Below are 18,168 nucleotides of genomic sequence, written 5' to 3' on the forward strand. Positions count from 1 at the left end.
CGCCGAGGGCGAGTGCCCCACCACTCCCACCACTCCCACCACTCCCATCTCCCCCGCCTCCTTGTCCGGCTCCGCCGGTCCGGACACCACCTACCTCCTGCGGGAGATCCAGGCCGTGTCCCGCATCCTTCGCCACCCCGACGACATACAGGCGGTCCGCGCCCACGCGGTCGCCCCGGCAGAGAGCATGTCCACGCATGAGTGAACCCTCCAACCCCGCCAGAACCGCCGTTGTCCTGGGGGGATCCCATGCGGGCATGCTCGCCGCACGCGCCCTGGCCGGCCTCGCCGACCGGGTCGTCGTCATCGAACGGGACGTACTGCCCGAGGGCCCCGCCCCCCGCAAGGGGCTGCCCCAGGCCCGGCACGCCCACATGCTGTGGTCGGGCGGGGTACGGGCGGTGGAGGAACTGCTCCCGGGCGTCACCGGGGCCCTCCGCGCCGCCGGGGCCCGCCGGACGCCGGTCACTACGGACATGGTCGTCATGGGCGCGCGGGGCTGGTTCCGCCGCTGGCCCGAGTCCCACCACGTGATCCTGGCCGGCCGCGACCTCCTGGACGCGACGATCCGCTCCCAGGTCCTCACGGACGACCGAATCGAACTGCTCTCCGGCGTCGAGGTACTGGGCCTGGAGGGCGACGCGGGAGCGGTCACGGGGGTACGGGTGAGGGCCCGGGGCGGACTGGCACCGGCCGCTGCCGCAGCTCTGAGCAAGAGGTGGGGCGGGGACTCCCGTTCGGCGACGCCCTCGAGCGCGGGCGCGGCACCGGCATCGGGCTCCGGATCGGCTACGGGCTCGGGAGCGGGCGCGGGCGCGAGGCCGGCGGACCCGGGCGTGGACGGGAGCCGGCGCGCGGACGCGGGCACGGTCGGCGAGTGGGTGGTTTCCGGGGGGCTGGTGGTGGACGCGACCGGGCGGGGGTCTCGGGCCGGGGGGTGGTTGGAGGCATTCGGGCTGCCTGCGGTGGAGCGGCGGGAGGTGGACTCCGGGCTGGCGTATGCCAGTCGTCTCTACCGCGCGCCCGAGCAGGCCCGTTCCGGGTATCCGATCGTCAACGTTCAGCCCGACCCGCGCGACGGGACGCCGGGGCGGGCGGGGTTTCTGCTGCCCATCGAGGACGGGCACTGGATCGTCACCCTGAACGGCACCCGGGGCGGCGAGCCCTCCCCCGCCGACGACGACTTCGTCCGCTTCGCCCGCGAGGAGCTGCGCCACCCCGTCATCGGGGAGCTGCTCGAGCAGGCCGAGCCGGTGTCCGAGGTGTCGTACACCCGGGCCACCGTCAACCGCCGCCACTTCTACGAACGGATGCGGGCCTGGCCGGAGAACTTCGTCGTCCTCGGTGACGCCCTCGCCGCGTACAACCCGCTCTACGGTCACGGCCTCGCCGTCGCCGCCCAGAGCGCGGTGATCCTGCGGGACGTGGTGCGCCGGCAGGGGTGGGCAGCCGCCGGGCTGTCCCGACGGGTCCAGAAGGCGGTGGCCCGGCCGGTGAGCACCGCATGGGACCTCGCCGTCGGTCAGGACGTGTTCTGTGAGGGCGCGACGGAGGACGGGCCCACGCTGCGGGACCGGTTGGTGGCCGCGTACGTGGGCCGCCTGATGCTCACGGCCACCGGCAACGGACGGATCGCCCGCCGGGTGACGGACGTGACGTCCCTGGAGCGCGGCCCCGGGGTGCTGCTGACTCCGTCGGTGCTGCTGGCGGCCGCGATGGGGCCGTTGAAACCGGCGCTGACCGGACCGCCGCTGACCGGGGACGAGTTGAAGCGCGCGGGGCTGGAGTAGACCGGGCGGTGCCGAGCGGGCGAGCGGCGCCGAGTTCCTTCGCCCGGACCGCCTGGCCGGCGGCGCAGGCGCGGCTACCGAGGGCCGTCAGGGCCGGCTTGCGCGGTGCACCGACCGCTCACCAGCCCGGCGCCGGACCACGCCTCCCTGCCCCGCGCCCACTCGAAGCGCGGCCCGCTCGGAGGCTGTCCCGCCCGGGGCCCGGCCCGTCCGGGCTGGGCCGCTCGGCAGGTAGCCCACCCGGCAGGTAGCCCGGTCCGGGGGCTGGCCCGCTCGGCAGGTAGCCCGCCCGGCAGCTAGCCCGGTCCGGGAGCTGGCCCGCCCGGCAGGTAGCCCGGTCCGGGGGCTGTCCCGCTCGGCGGCTGGCCCACCCGGCAGGTAGCCCGCCCGGGAGACGGCACCGGCCCGTCCGGCGGCGGGACCGTGTTCAGCCCTCGAACGCCGGTTGGGGTAGGCCCTTGCCCGCTGCCGGTATCACCAGGAGCGAGCCTGCCACCGGGTGGGGGGAATCCAGGCCCACCCGGGCGGTGGTGATGTACAGGTCCGTCAGGTCGGCGCCGCCGAACGCGCAGGCCGTGACCCTGGGGGTCGGGAGGACGATCACCCGGTCCAGTTCGCCCGCCGGGGTGTAGCGGCGTACCGCTCCCCCGTCCCACAGCGCCACCCAGACGCAGCCGTCCGCGTCGACGGTGAGGCCGTCGGGGAAGCCGGCGCCGTCCTCGATCGTGACGAAGGGGCGGCGGCCGCTCACCCGCCCGTCCGCCGCGTGGTCGAAGACGTCGACCCGGCGCGTCGGCGAGTCGATGTAGTACATCAGCGTGCCGTCCGGGCTCCAGCCCGTGCCGTTGCTGACCGCCACGTCGTCGAGGACCGGCTCGCTCGAGCCGTCGCCGGTGATCCGGGAGAGGGTGCCGCCGCCCGGGGCCTCGTCGTAGCGCATGGTGCCGGCCCAGAGCGAGCCGTCGGGGGCGACGGCGGCGTCGTTGGCGCGGCGGCCGGGGACCGGCTCGTGGCGCAGCCAGCGGAAGCTGTCGTCCGGGTCGAGCAGACCCACGCCGTCCCGCAGGTTGAGGACCAGACCACCCCCGGCGCGGGGCTTGGCCGCGCCCACGTGCTGGTCGGTGGCCCGGACCGTGCGGCGGCCGGTCGAGGGGTCGTAGCCGTGCAGGCGGGAGCCCAGGATGTCGAGCCAGAGCAGGCGGCCGGTGACCGGGTCCCAGGTCGGCCCCTCGCCGAGGGTCGCCCCGGCCCGGACCGCCACCTCGTAGGCCGTGCCGGTCGCCGTCACGCCACGCTCCGGTAGCCAAGGAGCTCGGACAGCTCGGCGGCGCCCTTCGCGGCGAGCTGCTCCAGTTCGTCCCGGCGCTCGTCGCTCCAGCGGATCATCGGCACGGAGATGGACAGCGCGGCGACGACCTGCCCCGTGCGGTCGCGCACCGGAGCCGCCACGCAGCTGACGTCCGGATTGGACTCGCGGCTCTCGACGGCGACGCCCCGCTCCCGGATCTCCGCCAGCGCCTCACGCAGGGCGCCGGGCTCGGTGATGCTGTTCGGCGTCATCCGGATCAGGTCGGCGTCGTCGGGGATGCGCGCGCTGAGCTCCGGCTCGGAGAGCGAGGCCAGCAGCATCTTGCCGACGGAGGTGCAGTGGGCGGGCAGCCGACGTCCGGCGGCCGAGACCATCCGGACCGCGTGGGTGGAGTCGACCTTCGCGATGTAGATGACGTCGGTGCCCTCGAGGATCGCCACGTGGACCGTCTCGTCACACGTCTCAGCGACGGAGCGCGCGACCTGCTGACCCTCCGCGGCGAGGTCGAGCTGCTCGGCGTAGCGGCTGCCGAGCTGGTACGGACGCACACCGAGGCGGTACCGTCCGGGTTGTCCCGGAACGCCGACGATGTACGACCGCGCCGAGAGCGTGGTCACCAGTTCGTGCACGGTGGTGCGCGGAAGCTGGAGCTTGCGCACGATGTCGGGGGCGGAGAGCGAACCGTCCCCGTCGAGGAAGAGCTCGAGGATGTCGAGCGCTCGGGTCACGGCAGGTACCAGGCGTCCCACAACCGGCCCCCTCCCTTAGTTGGTCGTCTCAGTGCCTGCGTTCGAGATTTCAACAGGCGATCGGCATGACGAACACAGGCTGTCATACGACGTTGCGACGGGCAATGGTCCGGAAACGCACAGTGGCCCAGGACGGGACGCCGGGTGGGCCAGGATGGAGGGCATGCCGACCCAGAAACGCCTCGCCGGCTCCTTCGCGGCGCTCGATTTCCAACAGGTACTGCTGCGCCGCATGGCCGACCACAACCCCGATCTGGTGGAGGATGCCCGCCATGCCCTGGGCGTCTCCCTCGCACAGACGCGGGAGGCCAACAAGCGATGGCAGGCGATGCTCCACTCACCGCACGCCCGGGGCTCACTGTCCCGTTACCGCTCGGTCCTCGGCGAGCCGGAGTCCCGGACGCCCCGCCGCGTCGGAGACCTCGACTGCGAGGCCTGGCTCTGGCCGCTGCCCCTCTGGCCCGACCTGCGCTTCGAGCTACTGGTCGCCCCGAACGGCGGCGTCTGGAACGAGTGGCTGGTCCGCGCCCCGGGAGCCGTGCCCCCGCGCCTGACCACGCTCGAAGACCTCACCCCCTGGTCCTGCACGGTCGACGAGGCCGCCCACGCCTTCGCCCCGGCCCACCCCCTGGAGGGCACCGCCCCGACCCTCCCCCACAGCCTCAAGGGCGTGGGGGGACCCCCAGGGCTGGCCTTCGCCGCACCCGACGCGCTGGGCGTGAGACGGGAGGTCGTCGCGGAGTTCACCTGGGGGCTGCTGCAACGGATCGCGGTCAGGGAGTAGGGGCGGCCCGGCCACCGGCCCGACCGGAACCGGGGCGGGAGCGGGGGCTGCCGTGAGGGGGCGGGGCGGTCGTCAGGGGGTGGCGGCCGCCGTCAGGATCGCCGTCACGACGGCCGGTACCGACTCCGGGTGCAGGAACAGGAAGAAGTTCGGTTCGACCAGTTCCAGTTCCATCACGCGCGGCTCCCCGTCGTCGCCGTCCACGAGGTCGACCCGGGCGTAGAGCAGCTCCGGCGCGTCCGGTACGGCGGCCAGGGCGCGTTCGGCCACGGCGAGCTCGGCCGGGGCCGGGGTCCAGGGCTCCAGACCGGGGTGGGCGACCTTGTCCGCGTCGAAGGCGGTTCCGGGGGCCAGTACGGCCCGTTTGCGGCTGGCGTGCAGCAGGCGCCCGCCGACGAACTGGAGGGCCCGCTCACCGCCGGTGTCGATGCTCCGCATGTACGGCTGCACCATCGCCGTCAGCCCCTCGGCGTGCATCCGCGCGAGGTGCCGTACGGCCGCCTCACGCCGGTCCGGCGTGTAGCGCGCGGCATAGCGGGCGCCCGCGCCCGAGGCGGGCTTGACGACGTACTCGTGGTCGCCCGGCAGATCGGCGGGGCCGACGGTGTCGCCCGGGGCGAGATAGTGCGTCGGGACCGTGGGCACCCCGGCCGCCGCGAGCTCCCCGATGTACCGCTTGTCGGTGTTCCAGCGCACGACGGCGGCCGGGTTCGCCAGCCTCGTCAGCTTGCCGCACCGCTCCGCCCACGCCGTGAACTCGGCCGCGCGCCAGCTGTAGTCCCAGGTCGAGCGGATGACGGCGAGGTCGTAGGAGGCCCAGTCGGCGTCGGCGTCGTCCCAGCACACGACCTCCGCCTCGGCCCCGGCGGCCGTCAGCGCGGCCCGCAGCACGGGAAGATCGCGGTCCTTGCTCGGCTCCGGCCGGGGGTCGTAGGTGACGAGGGCGACTCGGGGCACGGCGGGACTCCGTTCTCGTACTTCTGCTGTACGGCTGCATCACTGTACGGCTGCATCTCCGTACGGCCGTACGTCTGCATCTCTGCACGTCTGCATGCCTGCATGCCTGCGTGCCTGCACGTCTGCATGCCTGCACGCCTGTACGCCTGTACGCCTGCATGCCTGTACGTCTGCGTGCCTGTACGTCTGTCTCGTGCCTCGGCAGGCTATCCGGCGTCCCCTCGGCCGGGACAAGGTGTTTGACCTTCACCCTCGGTGAAGCCCCGGCATCGGTGGCGGGACCGAGGAAGCGACGGCCGCTGCCTCCTGTGCTCCGACTGGCTCTCCACCGTCGTCCCCGACGACGAGATCCGCGCCCTCCTCACCACGGCCGCGGCCCCGGACGCCGCCGTGCACGCGGTGGTGAGCGCCGCGAACGGTGCCGGCGGGCCGGACATCGTCGGTTGCGTGGTCGCGGACGTGGGGGAGGCGGCGGCCCGACAGGTGAGGGCTTGGCGCGTGGGGTATGAACGGCTTTGTTGTGTCCCGCAGCCACTCAAGGAGCCCGTTCCGTGTCCTCTCTCTTCCCGGCTCTGACGGACGACCCGTCCGGGCGCCCCGCGCTGCGCTTCGGCGAGCGTTCCCTGACGTATGCGGAGCTCGCCTCGGCGGCCGGCGCCGTCGGTGAGCGGGTGCGGGGAGCCGGAAGGGTCGCCGTGTGGGCGACTCCGTCGCTGGAGACCGCCGTCGGGATCGTGGGCGTGCTGCTCGCCGGGGTGGCCGCCGTGCCGCTGAACCCGAAGTCGGGCGACAAGGAACTGGGGCACATTCTGAGCGACAGCGCGCCCGGGGTGGTGCTGGCCGCTCCCGGCGACGAACTTCCGTCCGCGCTGCGTGAGTTGGAACGGATCGACGTCGAGGTGAGGGGCGAGGTCACGGTCGGCGGCGAGGCCCGGGGCGGCGGCGGCCCGCGCGGTGTGCGTGGTGGCGGGGTGCCGGTCGGTGCTCCCGTGGGCGACGAGGATCCCGCCCTCGTCGTCTACACCTCGGGCACCACCGGGCCGCCCAAGGGCGCGGTCATCCCGCGTCGCGCGATCGCCACCACCCTGGACGCGCTCGCCGACGCCTGGCGGTGGACCGGCGAGGACGTCCTCGTGCACGGGCTGCCGCTGTTCCATGTGCACGGGCTGGTGCTGGGGATCCTCGGGCCGCTGCGGCGGGGCGGGTCCGTGCGGCATCTCGGGCGGTTCGGCACGGAGGGCGTGACGCGGGAGCTGAGCAGTGGCGCGAGCATGCTCTTCGGGGTGCCGACGATGTACCACCGCATCGCCGAGGCGCTGCCCGCCGACCCCGCGCTGGCCAAGGCGCTCGCCGGGGCGCGGCTGCTGGTGTCCGGTTCGGCGGCGCTGCCCGTGCACGACCACGAGCGGATCGCCGCCGCGACCGGGCGGCGGGTGATCGAGCGGTACGGGATGACGGAGACGCTGATGAACACCAGCGTCCGGGCGGACGGGGAGGCACGGGCGGGGACCGTCGGGGTGCCTCTGCCGGGCGTGGAGCTGCGACTCGTGGACGAGGACGGGTCGGCCGTCGAGGCGTACGACGGGGAGAGCGTCGGCGAGATCCAGGTGCGCGGGCCGAACCTGTTCACGGAGTACCTCAACCGGCCCGAGGCGACAGCCGCCGCCTTCACCTCCGACGGCTGGTTCCGGACGGGCGACGTGGCCGTGCGCGATCCCGACGGTTACGTCCGGATCGTGGGGCGTAAGGCGACCGATCTCATCAAGAGCGGCGGGTACAAGATCGGGGCCGGTGAGATCGAGAACGCGCTGCTGGAGCATCCGGGGGTGCGCGAGGCGGCGGTCACCGGGGAGCCGGACGCCGACCTCGGGGAGCGGATCGTCGCGTGGGTCGTCCCGGCGGACCCCGGATCGCCGCCGGACGAGGGCGAGTTGGCGGACCATGTCGCCCGTCGGCTGGCGCCGCACAAGCGGCCCCGCGTGGTGCGGTACCTCGACGCGCTGCCCCGCAACGACATGGGGAAGATCATGAAGCGGGCGCTGCCGTCATGACGGCGGGGCGGGCGAGCGCGCGGGAGGTCATCGCCCTCGTCGCCGACGACTTCGTCCAGCTCCCCGACCCGGCCGACCTCGGCGCCGTCGCCGGGGCCGGGACCGGCGGGAAGCGGCCGTCCGCTCCGGACGGGCCCCTCGGCTGGCCCGGTTACGACGCCTCGCGCGAGCGGGCCGCCCGGCGCACCGGTGAGTCGGAGTCCGTCGTCTGCGGCAACGCGAGCGTCCTGGGCACCCGGGCCGTGCTGATCGCCTTCGAGTTCGGCTTCCTGGGCGGTTCGCTGGGCCGGCGCACCGGCGACCGTCTGGAGGCGGCGTACACATACGCCCGCGAACACCGGCTCCCGGTAGTGCCGTTGGTCGCCACGGGCGGCAGCCGGATGCAGGAGGGCATGCTCGCCCTCACCCAACTCCAGCGGGTGGCGCGGCAGTCGGCGCTCACCAGGGAGGCCGGTCTGCCGCAGGTCGCGGTCCTGCGGGACCCGACGACCGGCGGCGGCTGGGCCACCCTGGGCGCGGGCGCCGATGTCGTACTGGCGCTGCCGGACGCCCAGGTCGGCTTCGCGGGCTCCCGGGTCCGCCCACCGGACGCCGACCCGGCCGCCTACACGGCCGAGGCCCAGGTCGCGGCGGGAGCGGCGGACGCGGTGGTGCCTCCGGCGGAGCTGAGGGAGGTACTGGGCCGTTGGCTACGACTGCTGACCGACGGAACACCGGTGGCCCACCACCCGCCCGGGACACCCGGCGCCCCGGACGAACCGGGCACCGCCGGGCCGGACACGCCGCGAGCCGCGACGGACCCCGGGGCCGAGCCCCGCCCGGGGTCGCTTCGCGGAGCCGCCGCGGTGCCGGCCGAGACGCACGGCACCCCCGGCGGACCAACCGCCGCCGAGGCCGGTCCGATACCGGGCACACAGGACCCCGGGGCCGAGCCCCGCCCGGGGTCACTCCGTGAGCCCGCCCCCGTTCCCGCCGCTCTCGGTGTCACGGATCTGCCCGGTACCGGGTGGGAGGCGGTGCGGCGGGCGCGGGCGGTGGAACGGCCGCGTGCCCGGGCCTACTTGGATGCCTACTTCACCCACCGGCTCGCGATCTCCGGCGATCGCTGCGGTGGGGTCGACCCCGACGGGATGCTGTGCGGGTTCGGTGCCCGCGAGGGCCGTACGGTCGCCTACGCCGCCCAGACCGGGGCGGCGACCCGGCCCGCCGGGTACCGCACGGCGGCCCGGCTGATCCGGCTCGCGGACCGGCTCGGCATCCCGGTACTGACCCTGGTGGACACCCCCGGCGCGGCCAACGACGCCGAGGCCGAACGGCAGGGGGCGGGCGCGGCGATCGCCGAGCTCTTCGGCGTGGTCGCCACCGCCCGCACCCCGCTCACCACGCTGGTCATCGGCGAGGGCGGCTCCGGCGGCGCGCTGGCCCTGGCCGCGCCCGGCCGCACCTGGGCCACCCCGGACAGCTATTTCTCGGTCATCGCACCGGAGTCGGCGGCGGCGATCCTCAAGCGGCCCCAGCGGGAGGTGGAGGCGACGGCCGATCAACTCCGTATCCGGCCACAGGACTTGGAGGAGCTGGGGGTGATCCGGATCACGGAGGCGCGCTGAACGCAGGACAATCTCCAGTACCGTCCGTGACAATGGATGCGCGCAGAGCCGCAGGCCACATGAGTAAGGGGTTACGGGGGCACGTGGACGGACTGGTGGAGTTCAGGACCGACGACGGTGCGGTGGTCGCCGTCGAAGCGGTCACGGAGGGGCGGCCGGGTTCCCGGCTGGTGGCCAGGGGGGACGGGACCGTCCAGGCCACCCGCACCTTCGAGGGCGCCCTGGAGGGCGTGCGCGCGGCCGCCGAGTCCGCGCTGCGGGTGTTCCGGGACGGGACGTTACGGCCCGACGGGGTGGAGATCGAGTTCGGGGTGAAGCTGTCGGCGGAGACCGGCGCGATCATCGCCAAGGGCACCGCCGAGGGACACCTCGTCGTGCGACTGACCTGGTCACCCTCCCCGACCTCATGAACAGCGCCGAATGGCACGCCCGGATCGAGAGCGCGGGCCAGGTGGCGGGCGCGGGCTTCCTCGTCACCCCACGCAGGGTGCTGACCTGCGCCCACGTCGTGCGCGCGGCCGACCCGGAGGCCCTGGCGGTGACCTTCACCGAGCGCCCCGGCTCCCCCGCCGTGCCGGCCCGGGTGGTCGCCGACGGCGGCTGGGGCGGCGGCACCGCCGACCTCGGCGACCTGGCCGTCCTGGAGCTCGCGCACGAGGTCCCGGTCGCCCCGGCCGCGCTGGCCCCCGTGGACGCCGCCCACGACCGGCGCCCCGACCGGCCCCGCAAGCTCGTCGTCTACGGCTTCCCGGTCGGCTTCGACGAGGGCACGCTCGCCGAATACCGCATCACGGCAACGCAGTTGCTCAACCGCGAGTGGATCCAGCTGGAGGCCTGGCAGCCCGGCGGCCAGCCGCTCGCCCCCGGGTTCAGCGGCGCCGCGGTCACGCTCGTCGACACCGGTGAGGTCGTCGGCATGGTCACCGCGGCGGCCGGCGACCGGGGCGTGCACAACGGGCGGATGATGCCCACCGAGGTCATGGCCCGCTACTGGCCCGATCTGGAGGGCCTGGTCCCCACGTCCGACCACCGCACCGCCGACCGCGCCCGGCTGCGCGGGCTCGTCGAGCGCGCCGTCCGCGCGGGTCTGGACGGCGATCCCGGGCGGCGCGTAAGGCTCTACGAGTCCGCCAGGGGGCCGCTGGACCCGGACGCGCCGGAGGAGGGGTTCGACTCGCTGTGGTCGGCGGCCCTGTTCGTGCTGTGCGAGGTCGACGGCGCCGACGCGGCGGCCACCGTCGCCCGCTTCACCGCCCATGTGGAAGCGCTGTTCCAGGCCCCCGTCGAGACGGCCGCCGAGCCGGCCGGCGCACCCGACTGGTCACCCATCCTCGTCGACCTCCAGCACAGCGGCGCGGGCGACGGGCACGTCCGCGTGGAGGTGTCCGCGTACAGCGGGGGCCGCCGGCACCCGGTCGGCTCGGACACCGTCCCGCAGGCCGGGCTGCGCGCCTATGTGCAGGACCGGATCGAGGCCGCTTTCCGGTATCTGACGCCCGGCTGCGACGAGTTGCTCGCGTTCGCGCTGCCCCGCGACTGGATCGACCTGCCCGTCGACCGCTGGGCGAGCACCCCCGACGACGACACCCCGCTCGGCTGTGTGTACCCGCTCGTCGTCACCGACCAGGCGCGCCGCAGGGCGGGCGTCCGGCACCAGCTGACCCGGGTGTGGAACCGGCTCGACGCGGCGCCCGGCGCCCGGGTGCACCGGGTCGAGTGCGGCAGCCCCGAGGAACCCCGCCGGCTCCGGATGCGGCTGCGCCGGGACGACGCCTGCCTCGCCGGCTTCGCGACCGCCCCGGCCGCGTCCCACACCCGGCCCCACTTCGACACCTCGGTCAACGCGCCCGCCCCGATGGTCGTCTGGTCCCGCGAGGGCTGTCACACCGGGCCGGACGAGTCCTGCGCCGGTGGGGACGGCTGTGCGGGCAAGACGTTCCTGGACGAGCTCGACAGCTGTGTGTCCGGCGTACCGCCCGCCGAACTCCCGCGCCGGGTGCTGGCGCTGCGCGAGGAGGCCGACGCGGAGGACGGTCACTGGGCGCACGACATCCAGCTGCTGTGGGACGACCCCCGCCTCTTCGCCGACCCGCACGGCGGCACGTCCACCCACCCCCACTCCCCCGTGACCTGACCCCTCGCCCATGCCCTGATCCCTTGACCATGCCCGGAGTCCTCGCCCATCCCTGATCCCTCACCAGTGACCTGGTGCCTCGCCCGTGTCCTGAGCCCGCCCCCACCACCCACCACCGAGTCGCACGAGCCGCACCGAGTCACCCCGAGTTTCGGAGAACCATGCCGCACTGGTCCGTCTACACCGGGAACAGCGAGCCGCACGACGGCATCGCCCGGCTGCCCGCGCCGCCGCCCTGGCGGGCGTTCGACGGCGAGCCCGTCGTGCCGCCGCCGCGTGACGCCGACGACGAGGCGGCCGTGTCCCCCGACCGTGTCCACCGCGCCCGCTCGTACGTCGCCACCCCGGAGAGCGTCGAACTCGTGAACGCGGCCCTCGTGCTGCGCCGCCCCCTGCTGGTCACCGGCCCGCCCGGCACCGGCAAGTCCTCCCTGGCGTACGCCGTGGCGCGCGAGCTGGGCCTCGGCCCGGTGCTGCGCTGGAACATCACCAGCCGCTCCGCCCTGGCCGACGGCCTCTACCAGTACGACCCGCTGTCCCGGCTGTACGCGGCCCGGCAGGCGGCCCGGCGCGAGCGGGACGAAGACTCCGGGGGCGGGGACTCCGGGGGCGGGGTCGAGGACCATCTGCGCCTCGGCCCCCTCGGCACGGCCCTGCTGCCCTACGAACGTCCCCGCGCGCTCCTCGTCGACGAGATCGACAAGAGCGACCTCGATCTGCCCAACGACCTGCTGAACGTCCTGGAGGAGGGCCAGTACGAGATCCCCGAACTCATGCGCGCGGCCCGTCACTCCGCCGAGGACGTCACCGCCGAGGTCCTGGCCGACGGTTCGGACACCCCCGTCGACGTCACCCGCGGCCGGATCCGCTGCCGCGCCTTCCCGTTCGTCGTCCTGACCAGCAACGGCGAGCGGGAGTTCCCGCCCGCCTTCCTGCGCCGCTGCGTCAGGCTGAAGCTGCGCCGCCCCGGCCGCGAACAGCTCACCGAGATCGTCCGGGCCCACCTCGACACCCCGCCCGGTGAGGCGGAACACCTCATCGACCGCTTCCTGACCCGCGCCGCCGACGGCGAACTCGCCACCGACCAGCTGCTGAACGCCCTCTACCTCACCGGAGTCGCCGGTCTGGACGCCGACTCGCGCGACGGTCTCGCGGAACGACTGATGCCGTACCTCAGCGCCACGGCGGACGGCGATGGCTTCTGAGGAGAGGGGTGGGCCGAGAGGAGGACCAGGGGACGACATGTCCGCCCTGGAGCGGCTGAGCGCTCTGCTGACGGCCGCGGCGGACTCGACGCCCACACCTCGCGAGCTGGCCGAACTGCTCTGGCTGGCACAGCTGTCGGGCGACGCGGTGGAACGGGAGGGGCCGAGCACGGTGGCCTCGGCGGCCGAGCGGGCTGCGGACACCGGCGGTACACCCAGTGGCACGGACAGCAGCACGGACGGCAGCCCGCCTGACGGTGACGGTACTGCCGTCGGCGGGCCCGACCGCGCGGCCGGGAGCGCGTCGCCGAAGCCGGCGCCCGGCGCCCCCGCCGCGCGCATCCCCCTCCACCTCCCCGCGCCCGCACCCGCGCTCTCCGCGCCCGGTGACGGCACCGCCGGGAACAGTCCCGTCCTCGCGCCCGCGCCGCCGATGCTGCCCCACCCCCTCGCCCTGCAGCGGACCCTGCGCCCGCTGAAACGCACGGTGCCCTCGGCCCGCGACCGCCTGCTCGACGAGCGGGCGACGGCCGACCGCATCGCCCGGCTCGGGGCCCACCCGGACGTCTGGCTGCCCGTGCTGCGCCCCGCGCGCGATCGCTGGCTGCGGCTCAACCTCGTCCACGACACCGGCCCGACGATGCCGGTCTGGCGGCCCCTCGTCCGCGAACTGCACACCGTCCTGGTCCAGTCGGGCGTCTTCCGCGCGGTCACCCTGCGCCCGGCCGGGCCGGACGGCGAGGCCCGGCAGGTCCCCGACCCGGCGGACGGCCGGACGGTCACTCTGATCGTGAGCGACTGCATGGGCCCGCAGTGGCGCCCCGGCCGGGCGGGCGAGCGCTGGTACCGGGTCCTGCGGCACTGGGCGACCCGGATGCCGCTGGCCGTCGTACAGCCACTCCCGGAGCATCTGTGGCCCACGACGGCCCTCCCCGCCGAGCCGGGTCTGCTCTCCTCCGCCACCCGGGCGGCCCCGCTCCGCGCGCTCACGTTCACCTCGTACGACCCCGCGACCGCGTCCCGGCCCGACGGAGCCGTCCCGCTCCCCGTCCTGGAACCGGGCGCGCCCTGGCTGGCCAACTGGGCGGCGCTGGTGGCGGACCCGGGCGGCACCCGCATCCCGGGGGCGGTTGCCTGGCTGCCGCCGACGCCCGCACCACCCCCGTCCGACGAGCCGCAGGGCCCCGCGCCGGCCGCCCTGTCCGCCCAGGACCTGGTCCTGCACTTCCGCGCCACCGCCTCCCGCGAAGCCTTCCGGCTGGCCGGCCATCTGGCCCTGGCCGTCCCCTCGGTCCCGGTGATGCGTCTCGTCCAGCGTGCCGTGAACCGCGACCCGCGCCCCCAGCACCTGGCCGAGGTGATCCTCAGCGGCCTGCTGACCACCGCCCCCGGCCCGCCCGGCTCGTACGATTTCCGCCCCGGCGTACGCGATCTGCTGCTCCGCACCCTGCCGCGCACGGCACGCGGCCGCACCCGCGAACTCCTGGACCGGATCGGCGGGTTGATCGACGAACGGGCGGGCCTCGCGGCGGGCGACTTCCGCGCGCGGACCGGCGGGACCGACGGCACGGCACCGGCGTTCGCGACGGTGAGCGAGGAGACGGTACGAAGGCTGGGCGGGGCCGTGGAGTCCCCCGTACGACCCCCCGGCGAGACGACCGACGCCCCGCCGCACGAACGCCCGCCGCACGAACGCCCGCGGCACGAACGCCCGACGGCCGACCACCCGACATCCGACCACCTGCCGCCTGACCGACCGACGGCCGCACACCCGACGCCCGAACCGAAGGTGCCCGACCCACCAGCGACCGACCAGCCGGAGCCCGAACGGACGACGGTCGAACGGACGGAGCCCGAGCGGACTGCGGGCGAAGGTCCAGAGCCCGAACGGACTGCGGCCGAAGGGCCAGAGCCCAAACGGACTGCGGCCGAAGAGCCGGAGCCCGAACGAACGACAGCCGAAGCGCCAGAGCCCGAACGGACTGCGGGCGAAGCGCCGGAGCCCGAACGAACGACAGCCGAAGCGCCGGAGCCCGAACGGGCTGCGGGCGACGGGCGGACGGCGGGCGGCAGTAGGGCGCAGCCCAGTCTCCTCTTCGAGGCTGCCGCCGACCTCGCCGCCCGTCCCGAGACCCGCATCACCCTCGAGTACGCCGTCCACGAAGTCCTCGCCCGGGGCGCTCTCACGCCCCAGCAGTACGAGGTCCGGGTCCGTGAGAACGGCTATGTCGTGCGGATCCACCCCGAGGCGTACCTCCTTCCGGTGCTCGCCGCCGCCTTGCGGGGGCTGCCCGGTCCGCTCGCCGAGCTGGCCGAACTGCCGCGCCTGCGGGTGACGTTCCGGGACGGACCCGGACCCGATTTCCCCGCGCCCCCGCCCAGCTCCGCCCCCGTCCTGCTCACCGTCCCGCCGGCCCTCTACGCGTCCTTCGCCGACAGCTCCGCCGCCGCGGGCCCGCACCGTTTCCGGCCCCTGTTCGGCGACGCTCCGGACGCCCCGCCGCTCGCCTGGTACTGCCCGCTGCCGCCGTACGAGGAGGCCGGGGCGGGCGCGGCGGACGCGGCGGGCGGCCCGGACGAGGTCGGTGACCTGGTGCGCGGTCCCTTCCTCACCCGTGACCTCCGCCAGCTGGGCATTCCCGCGCCCGGCCGCACCGCGATCGTGCACACCCGCCCCGACCGCCCCCTCACCCTCCTGGACCCCGTCTCGCCCTACGACGGCGGCCCGTCACGTCCGGCGACGTACTACGAGGTCGACCTCACCCCCCGGCACGCCGTCCACCGGATCTCCCTGCCGAGCTCGGGCAAGGGCGTCTTCACCGCCGCCGTAGAGCTGACCTGGCGGGTCGACGACCCGGTGACGTTCGTGCGGACGGAGGCAGCGGGCGTGTCCGAGCGGTTGCTGGCGCATCTGCGCGAGGCGGGCTCCCGGGTCACCCGACACCACTCCGTCCGCCGGGCGGCGGGTGCGCAGCGGGCCGTCAACGCCCAGCTCGGCAGGTGGCCGGTGCCTGGTCTGGCGGTGAGCTGCGCGGTCACGCTCGCGCCGGACTACGCCCCGCCGCCCGAGGTGCGTCGGCCGGCCGGCCCCTCCGCCCGCCCGCTGCTGGACCTGCTGGCCGACGCCGAGACCGTGCTGTTCGGCTTCGACGGCCCGCTGGTCCGGCTGTTCACGGCGACGACCGCCCGCGAGGCCGCACTCGACCTGCTCAGGCTCGTCGCCGAGCACCGCCACCCCGAGGACGCCCTGGCGGGCCGGCCACTGGGCGACCCGGGCGCTGCGGGCCGGGAGCTGTTCGTGCACCCGCTGGACGTGCTGCGGGCCTTCGCGCGGGACCGGCTGGGCCCTCTGCTGCGGGACCGTCTCGACCGGCTGGAGCTGAGCGCCGTACCGGACGCGCCCAGGACGCACCACTCGATCGTCCTCGTCCGCACCCTTCACGACACCGGCCGCCGGGTCGGGGTGGCCACGGACGTCTGCGCACCGGCCGTCCACCGCTGTCTGGAGTCGTACCGGCTTCCGCTCCCGGCCGGTGTCCACGGCCGCGACGACGACCTCGGCCACCTCACGCCCGACCCGCACCGGCTGCTGCGCGCCCTGGGGCCGCTCGGGGCGCCCGCCGCCACCGCCGTCCTGATCGGCTCCACACCCGCCGAACTCGCGGCCGCCCGGGCCGCGGGCCTGCGCTTCGTCGGTCTCGCGCGCAATCCCACCGTCAAGCAGGCACTGCTGGGGGCGGGCTGCGACGCGGTGGTCTCCTCCCTCACACCGGTGCTGGAGGCGGCACGCGCGCTGTAGTGGCGGCGAGACCGCCCGGCGTCGCCACGCACCTCCACGTCATCACTTATCTGTTGCCTACTTCGGGGATATGGGATAAAACACCCATTCGGCGGCGCCCCGCCCGGCCCATCCGAAAAGGCGGCCCTCTCCCCGCCCCCGCACTATGCGAAGGAGGCCGACCGCCCGGCGGCCCACGCACGAGAGGCCCGCCGGCCCGGCGAGCCCCCACGGTCTGTGCTCTCGGGAGGACCTGCCATGACCGCCAGTCTGGAGCAGCTGCGCCGCTGCCATTTCGCCGTCGACCTGGGAGCGGCGCGGACGCGGGTGTACGTGAAGGGGGCCGGGCTCGTCGTCGACCAGCCGTCCGCCGCCGCCGTGAACACCCGTACCGGCGCGCTGATCGCGGTCGGCGAGTTCGCCGAGAAGATGACCGGGCGCACGCCGCACTACATCCGTGTCGTGCGGCCGGTCTCCGGTGGCACGGTCGTCGACATCGAGATGGCGCAACGCATGCTGCGCCATCTCCTCGGCGACAAGATCCGTCGTCAGCTGCGCCGCAAGCCGTTCCTGCGGGCCGCCGCCTGCACCCCGCACGACGCCGACCCGCTCGCCCAGCGCGCCGCGATCGAGACGCTGGTGGGGCTCGGCGCCCGCCGCGTGGAACTCGTCGACACCCTGATCGCCGCCGCCGTCGGCTGCGGGCTGCCCGTCGAGCGCCCCGAGGCCACCATGATCATGGTGTGCGGGGCGGCCGCCACCCAGGTCGCCGTGCTCTCCCTCGGTTCGATCGTGACCGCCGAGCGCATCCCCGTGGGCGGTGAGGCCGTGGACCACGCGATCGTCCAGCACCTGCGCCACGAGCACGAGCTGATGCTGCCGAGCCAGTCCGTGCGACCCCTCCAGGTGGCCCTCTCCGGCAACGGCCTCACCTCGCAGGGGCCCGCGTCCACCGAGATCCACGGACGCGACGTCGCCACCGGCCTCGCCCGCTCCGTACAGGTCGACACCGCGGCCGTCCGGGACGCCATCGAGACCCCGCTGACCGCCGTACTCGACGGCATCGGCAGGGTGCTGCGCGAGTGCCCGCCCGACCTGGTCGCCGACCTCGCCGACCGCGGGATCATGATGGTCGGCGGCTCCGCCCTGCTGCCGGGCTTCGACCAGATGCTGCGCCAGGCCACCGGCATGCCGGTGCACATCGCCGAACGCCCCGACATCTGCGCCGCACAGGGCCTGGGCGCCATGCTGGAGGGCAAGATCGAACCACTGACCCTGGCCCCGCTGGGCGCCTGAGCCGGGACCGGCCGCCCGACCGCCCGACCGACCGCCCACCCGCTCCCCCACGCCTCCCCCCTCCCGGACGGCCGGAGGGGTTGCGCGAGAACTCGTGGGACAACGCGCCGGTGGCCGTGGCTGTGCTGCGCACCGGTGCCGCCTGCGTGCCGCCGAACCCGAATTCCTGGAGCGAGGTGGCGAATCCGGTGACCTCCAGCTTTTTCTGGTGACAGAGGTCGAGTGCAGTACCCGCGTACCCGCCTGAACAGGGATTTCCGCGTGCGTCACGCTCGTTCCCGGCAACAGGACGAGTGAAGAGGGCCTCCCCCGACTCCGCCCACGGACCCACCGCCCCCACCCCGTCCGCCACTCGCGCATCGGACGTTACGCGCCCGAAACCTTGACGATCACAAGCCCGGGTGCCACGATTCCGGCGCCGCCATGTTTACGCAAACATCCAGCCACTCCGGGGCTTCATGTTTACGCAAACATCGCGTGGCGGTCGCCGCCCAGCCCGTGCGTCCCC

12 protein-coding genes and 1 pseudogene are annotated in these 18,168 nt (G+C 74.7%); 10 read left to right on the forward strand and 3 right to left on the reverse strand.

Annotation, left to right across the window (positions count from 1 at the left end; translation table 11 throughout):
* Together ACFWBB_RS22835 and ACFWBB_RS22840 are read left to right on the forward strand one after the other, a co-directional pair.
* Nucleotides 1-205: pseudogene (locus tag ACFWBB_RS22835) on the forward strand (hypothetical protein); the annotation flags it as partial.
* 52 nt (nucleotides 206-257) lie between these two features.
* Nucleotides 258-1,790 carry a pyridine nucleotide-disulfide oxidoreductase gene (locus ACFWBB_RS22840; protein ID WP_385275390.1) on the forward strand — a complete coding sequence of 511 codons (1,533 nt, stop codon included), beginning with the start codon at nucleotides 258-260 and terminating at the stop codon, nucleotides 1,788-1,790.
* 427 nt (nucleotides 1,791-2,217) lie between these two features.
* Here the strand turns inward: ACFWBB_RS22840 and ACFWBB_RS22845 are convergent, their stop codons facing one another.
* Nucleotides 2,218-3,078, reverse strand: coding sequence for an SMP-30/gluconolactonase/LRE family protein (locus ACFWBB_RS22845; protein WP_385275393.1), 861 nt, complete (start codon nucleotides 3,076-3,078; stop codon nucleotides 2,218-2,220).
* Nucleotides 3,075-3,848 (reverse strand): IclR family transcriptional regulator, encoded by a 774-nt coding sequence (locus tag ACFWBB_RS22850; protein ID WP_385275396.1) that lies wholly within the window; start codon nucleotides 3,846-3,848, stop codon nucleotides 3,075-3,077. The genes ACFWBB_RS22845 and ACFWBB_RS22850 overlap by 4 nt, the downstream gene beginning before the upstream one ends.
* 163 nt (nucleotides 3,849-4,011) lie before the next feature.
* Between ACFWBB_RS22850 and ACFWBB_RS22855 the strand changes: the two genes are divergently transcribed.
* Nucleotides 4,012-4,632 carry a hypothetical protein gene (locus ACFWBB_RS22855; protein ID WP_385275399.1) on the forward strand — a complete coding sequence of 207 codons (621 nt, stop codon included), beginning with the start codon at nucleotides 4,012-4,014 and terminating at the stop codon, nucleotides 4,630-4,632.
* 72 nt (nucleotides 4,633-4,704) lie between these two features.
* Here the strand turns inward: ACFWBB_RS22855 and ACFWBB_RS22860 are convergent, their stop codons facing one another.
* Complete coding sequence (locus tag ACFWBB_RS22860; RefSeq protein ID WP_385275402.1) at nucleotides 4,705-5,589, reverse strand: RimK family alpha-L-glutamate ligase; 885 nt, start codon at nucleotides 5,587-5,589, stop codon at nucleotides 4,705-4,707.
* A gap of 551 nt (nucleotides 5,590-6,140) precedes the next feature.
* On the opposite strand from ACFWBB_RS22860, the gene ACFWBB_RS22865 reads away from it, so the two are divergent.
* From ACFWBB_RS22865 to ACFWBB_RS22895, 7 genes are all read left to right on the forward strand, one after another.
* Nucleotides 6,141-7,640, forward strand: a complete 1,500-nt coding sequence (locus ACFWBB_RS22865) for an acyl-CoA synthetase (RefSeq protein ID WP_385275405.1) — start codon at nucleotides 6,141-6,143, stop codon at nucleotides 7,638-7,640.
* Complete coding sequence (locus ACFWBB_RS22870; RefSeq protein WP_385275408.1) at nucleotides 7,637-9,247, forward strand: carboxyl transferase domain-containing protein; 1,611 nt, start codon at nucleotides 7,637-7,639, stop codon at nucleotides 9,245-9,247. The genes ACFWBB_RS22865 and ACFWBB_RS22870 overlap by 4 nt, the downstream gene beginning before the upstream one ends.
* A gap of 83 nt (nucleotides 9,248-9,330) precedes the next feature.
* A complete protein-coding gene (locus ACFWBB_RS22875; RefSeq protein ID WP_385275411.1) occupies nucleotides 9,331-9,657 on the forward strand; it encodes a CU044_2847 family protein in 327 nt (108 codons plus the stop codon).
* The gene (locus tag ACFWBB_RS22880; RefSeq protein ID WP_385275414.1) at nucleotides 9,654-11,381 is read left to right on the forward strand and encodes a trypsin-like peptidase domain-containing protein; all 1,728 of its coding nucleotides are present in this window, start codon (nucleotides 9,654-9,656) and stop codon (nucleotides 11,379-11,381) included. The genes ACFWBB_RS22875 and ACFWBB_RS22880 overlap by 4 nt, the downstream gene beginning before the upstream one ends.
* Nucleotides 11,382-11,542: 161 nt before the next feature.
* A complete protein-coding gene (locus tag ACFWBB_RS22885; RefSeq protein WP_385275417.1) occupies nucleotides 11,543-12,586 on the forward strand; it encodes an AAA family ATPase in 1,044 nt (347 codons plus the stop codon).
* Nucleotides 12,587-12,623: 37 nt separating this feature from the next.
* Entirely contained in the window at nucleotides 12,624-16,385 is a 3,762-nt protein-coding gene (locus ACFWBB_RS22890; RefSeq protein WP_385275420.1) for an SAV_2336 N-terminal domain-related protein, read from the forward strand.
* A 237-nt stretch (nucleotides 16,386-16,622) separates the two neighbouring features.
* The gene (locus ACFWBB_RS22895) at nucleotides 16,623-17,660 is read left to right on the forward strand and encodes a rod shape-determining protein (protein WP_385275423.1); all 1,038 of its coding nucleotides are present in this window, start codon (nucleotides 16,623-16,625) and stop codon (nucleotides 17,658-17,660) included.
* Nucleotides 17,661-18,168 lie beyond the last annotated feature (508 nt).

Origin of the sequence: Streptomyces sp. NPDC060000 (assembly GCF_042737375.1) — a bacterium.
Taxonomy (GTDB): Bacteria; Actinomycetota; Actinomycetes; order Streptomycetales; family Streptomycetaceae; genus Streptomyces.

Bases quoted from the DNA above. Each gene is read 5' to 3' on its own strand.
- ACFWBB_RS22840 (WP_385275390.1), top strand. From the start codon at position 258: ATGCTCGCCGCACGCGCCCTGGCCGGCCTCGCCGACCGGGTCGTCGTC.
- ACFWBB_RS22855 (WP_385275399.1), top strand. From the start codon at position 4,012: ATGCCGACCCAGAAACGCCTCGCCGGCTCCTTCGCGGCGCTCGATTTC.
- ACFWBB_RS22870 (WP_385275408.1), top strand. From the start codon at position 7,637: ATGACGGCGGGGCGGGCGAGCGCGCGGGAGGTCATCGCCCTCGTCGCC.
- ACFWBB_RS22880 (WP_385275414.1), top strand. From the start codon at position 9,654: ATGAACAGCGCCGAATGGCACGCCCGGATCGAGAGCGCGGGCCAGGTG.
- ACFWBB_RS22885 (WP_385275417.1), top strand. From the start codon at position 11,543: ATGCCGCACTGGTCCGTCTACACCGGGAACAGCGAGCCGCACGACGGC.
- ACFWBB_RS22890 (WP_385275420.1), top strand. From the start codon at position 12,624: ATGTCCGCCCTGGAGCGGCTGAGCGCTCTGCTGACGGCCGCGGCGGAC.
- ACFWBB_RS22895 (WP_385275423.1), top strand. From the start codon at position 16,623: ATGACCGCCAGTCTGGAGCAGCTGCGCCGCTGCCATTTCGCCGTCGAC.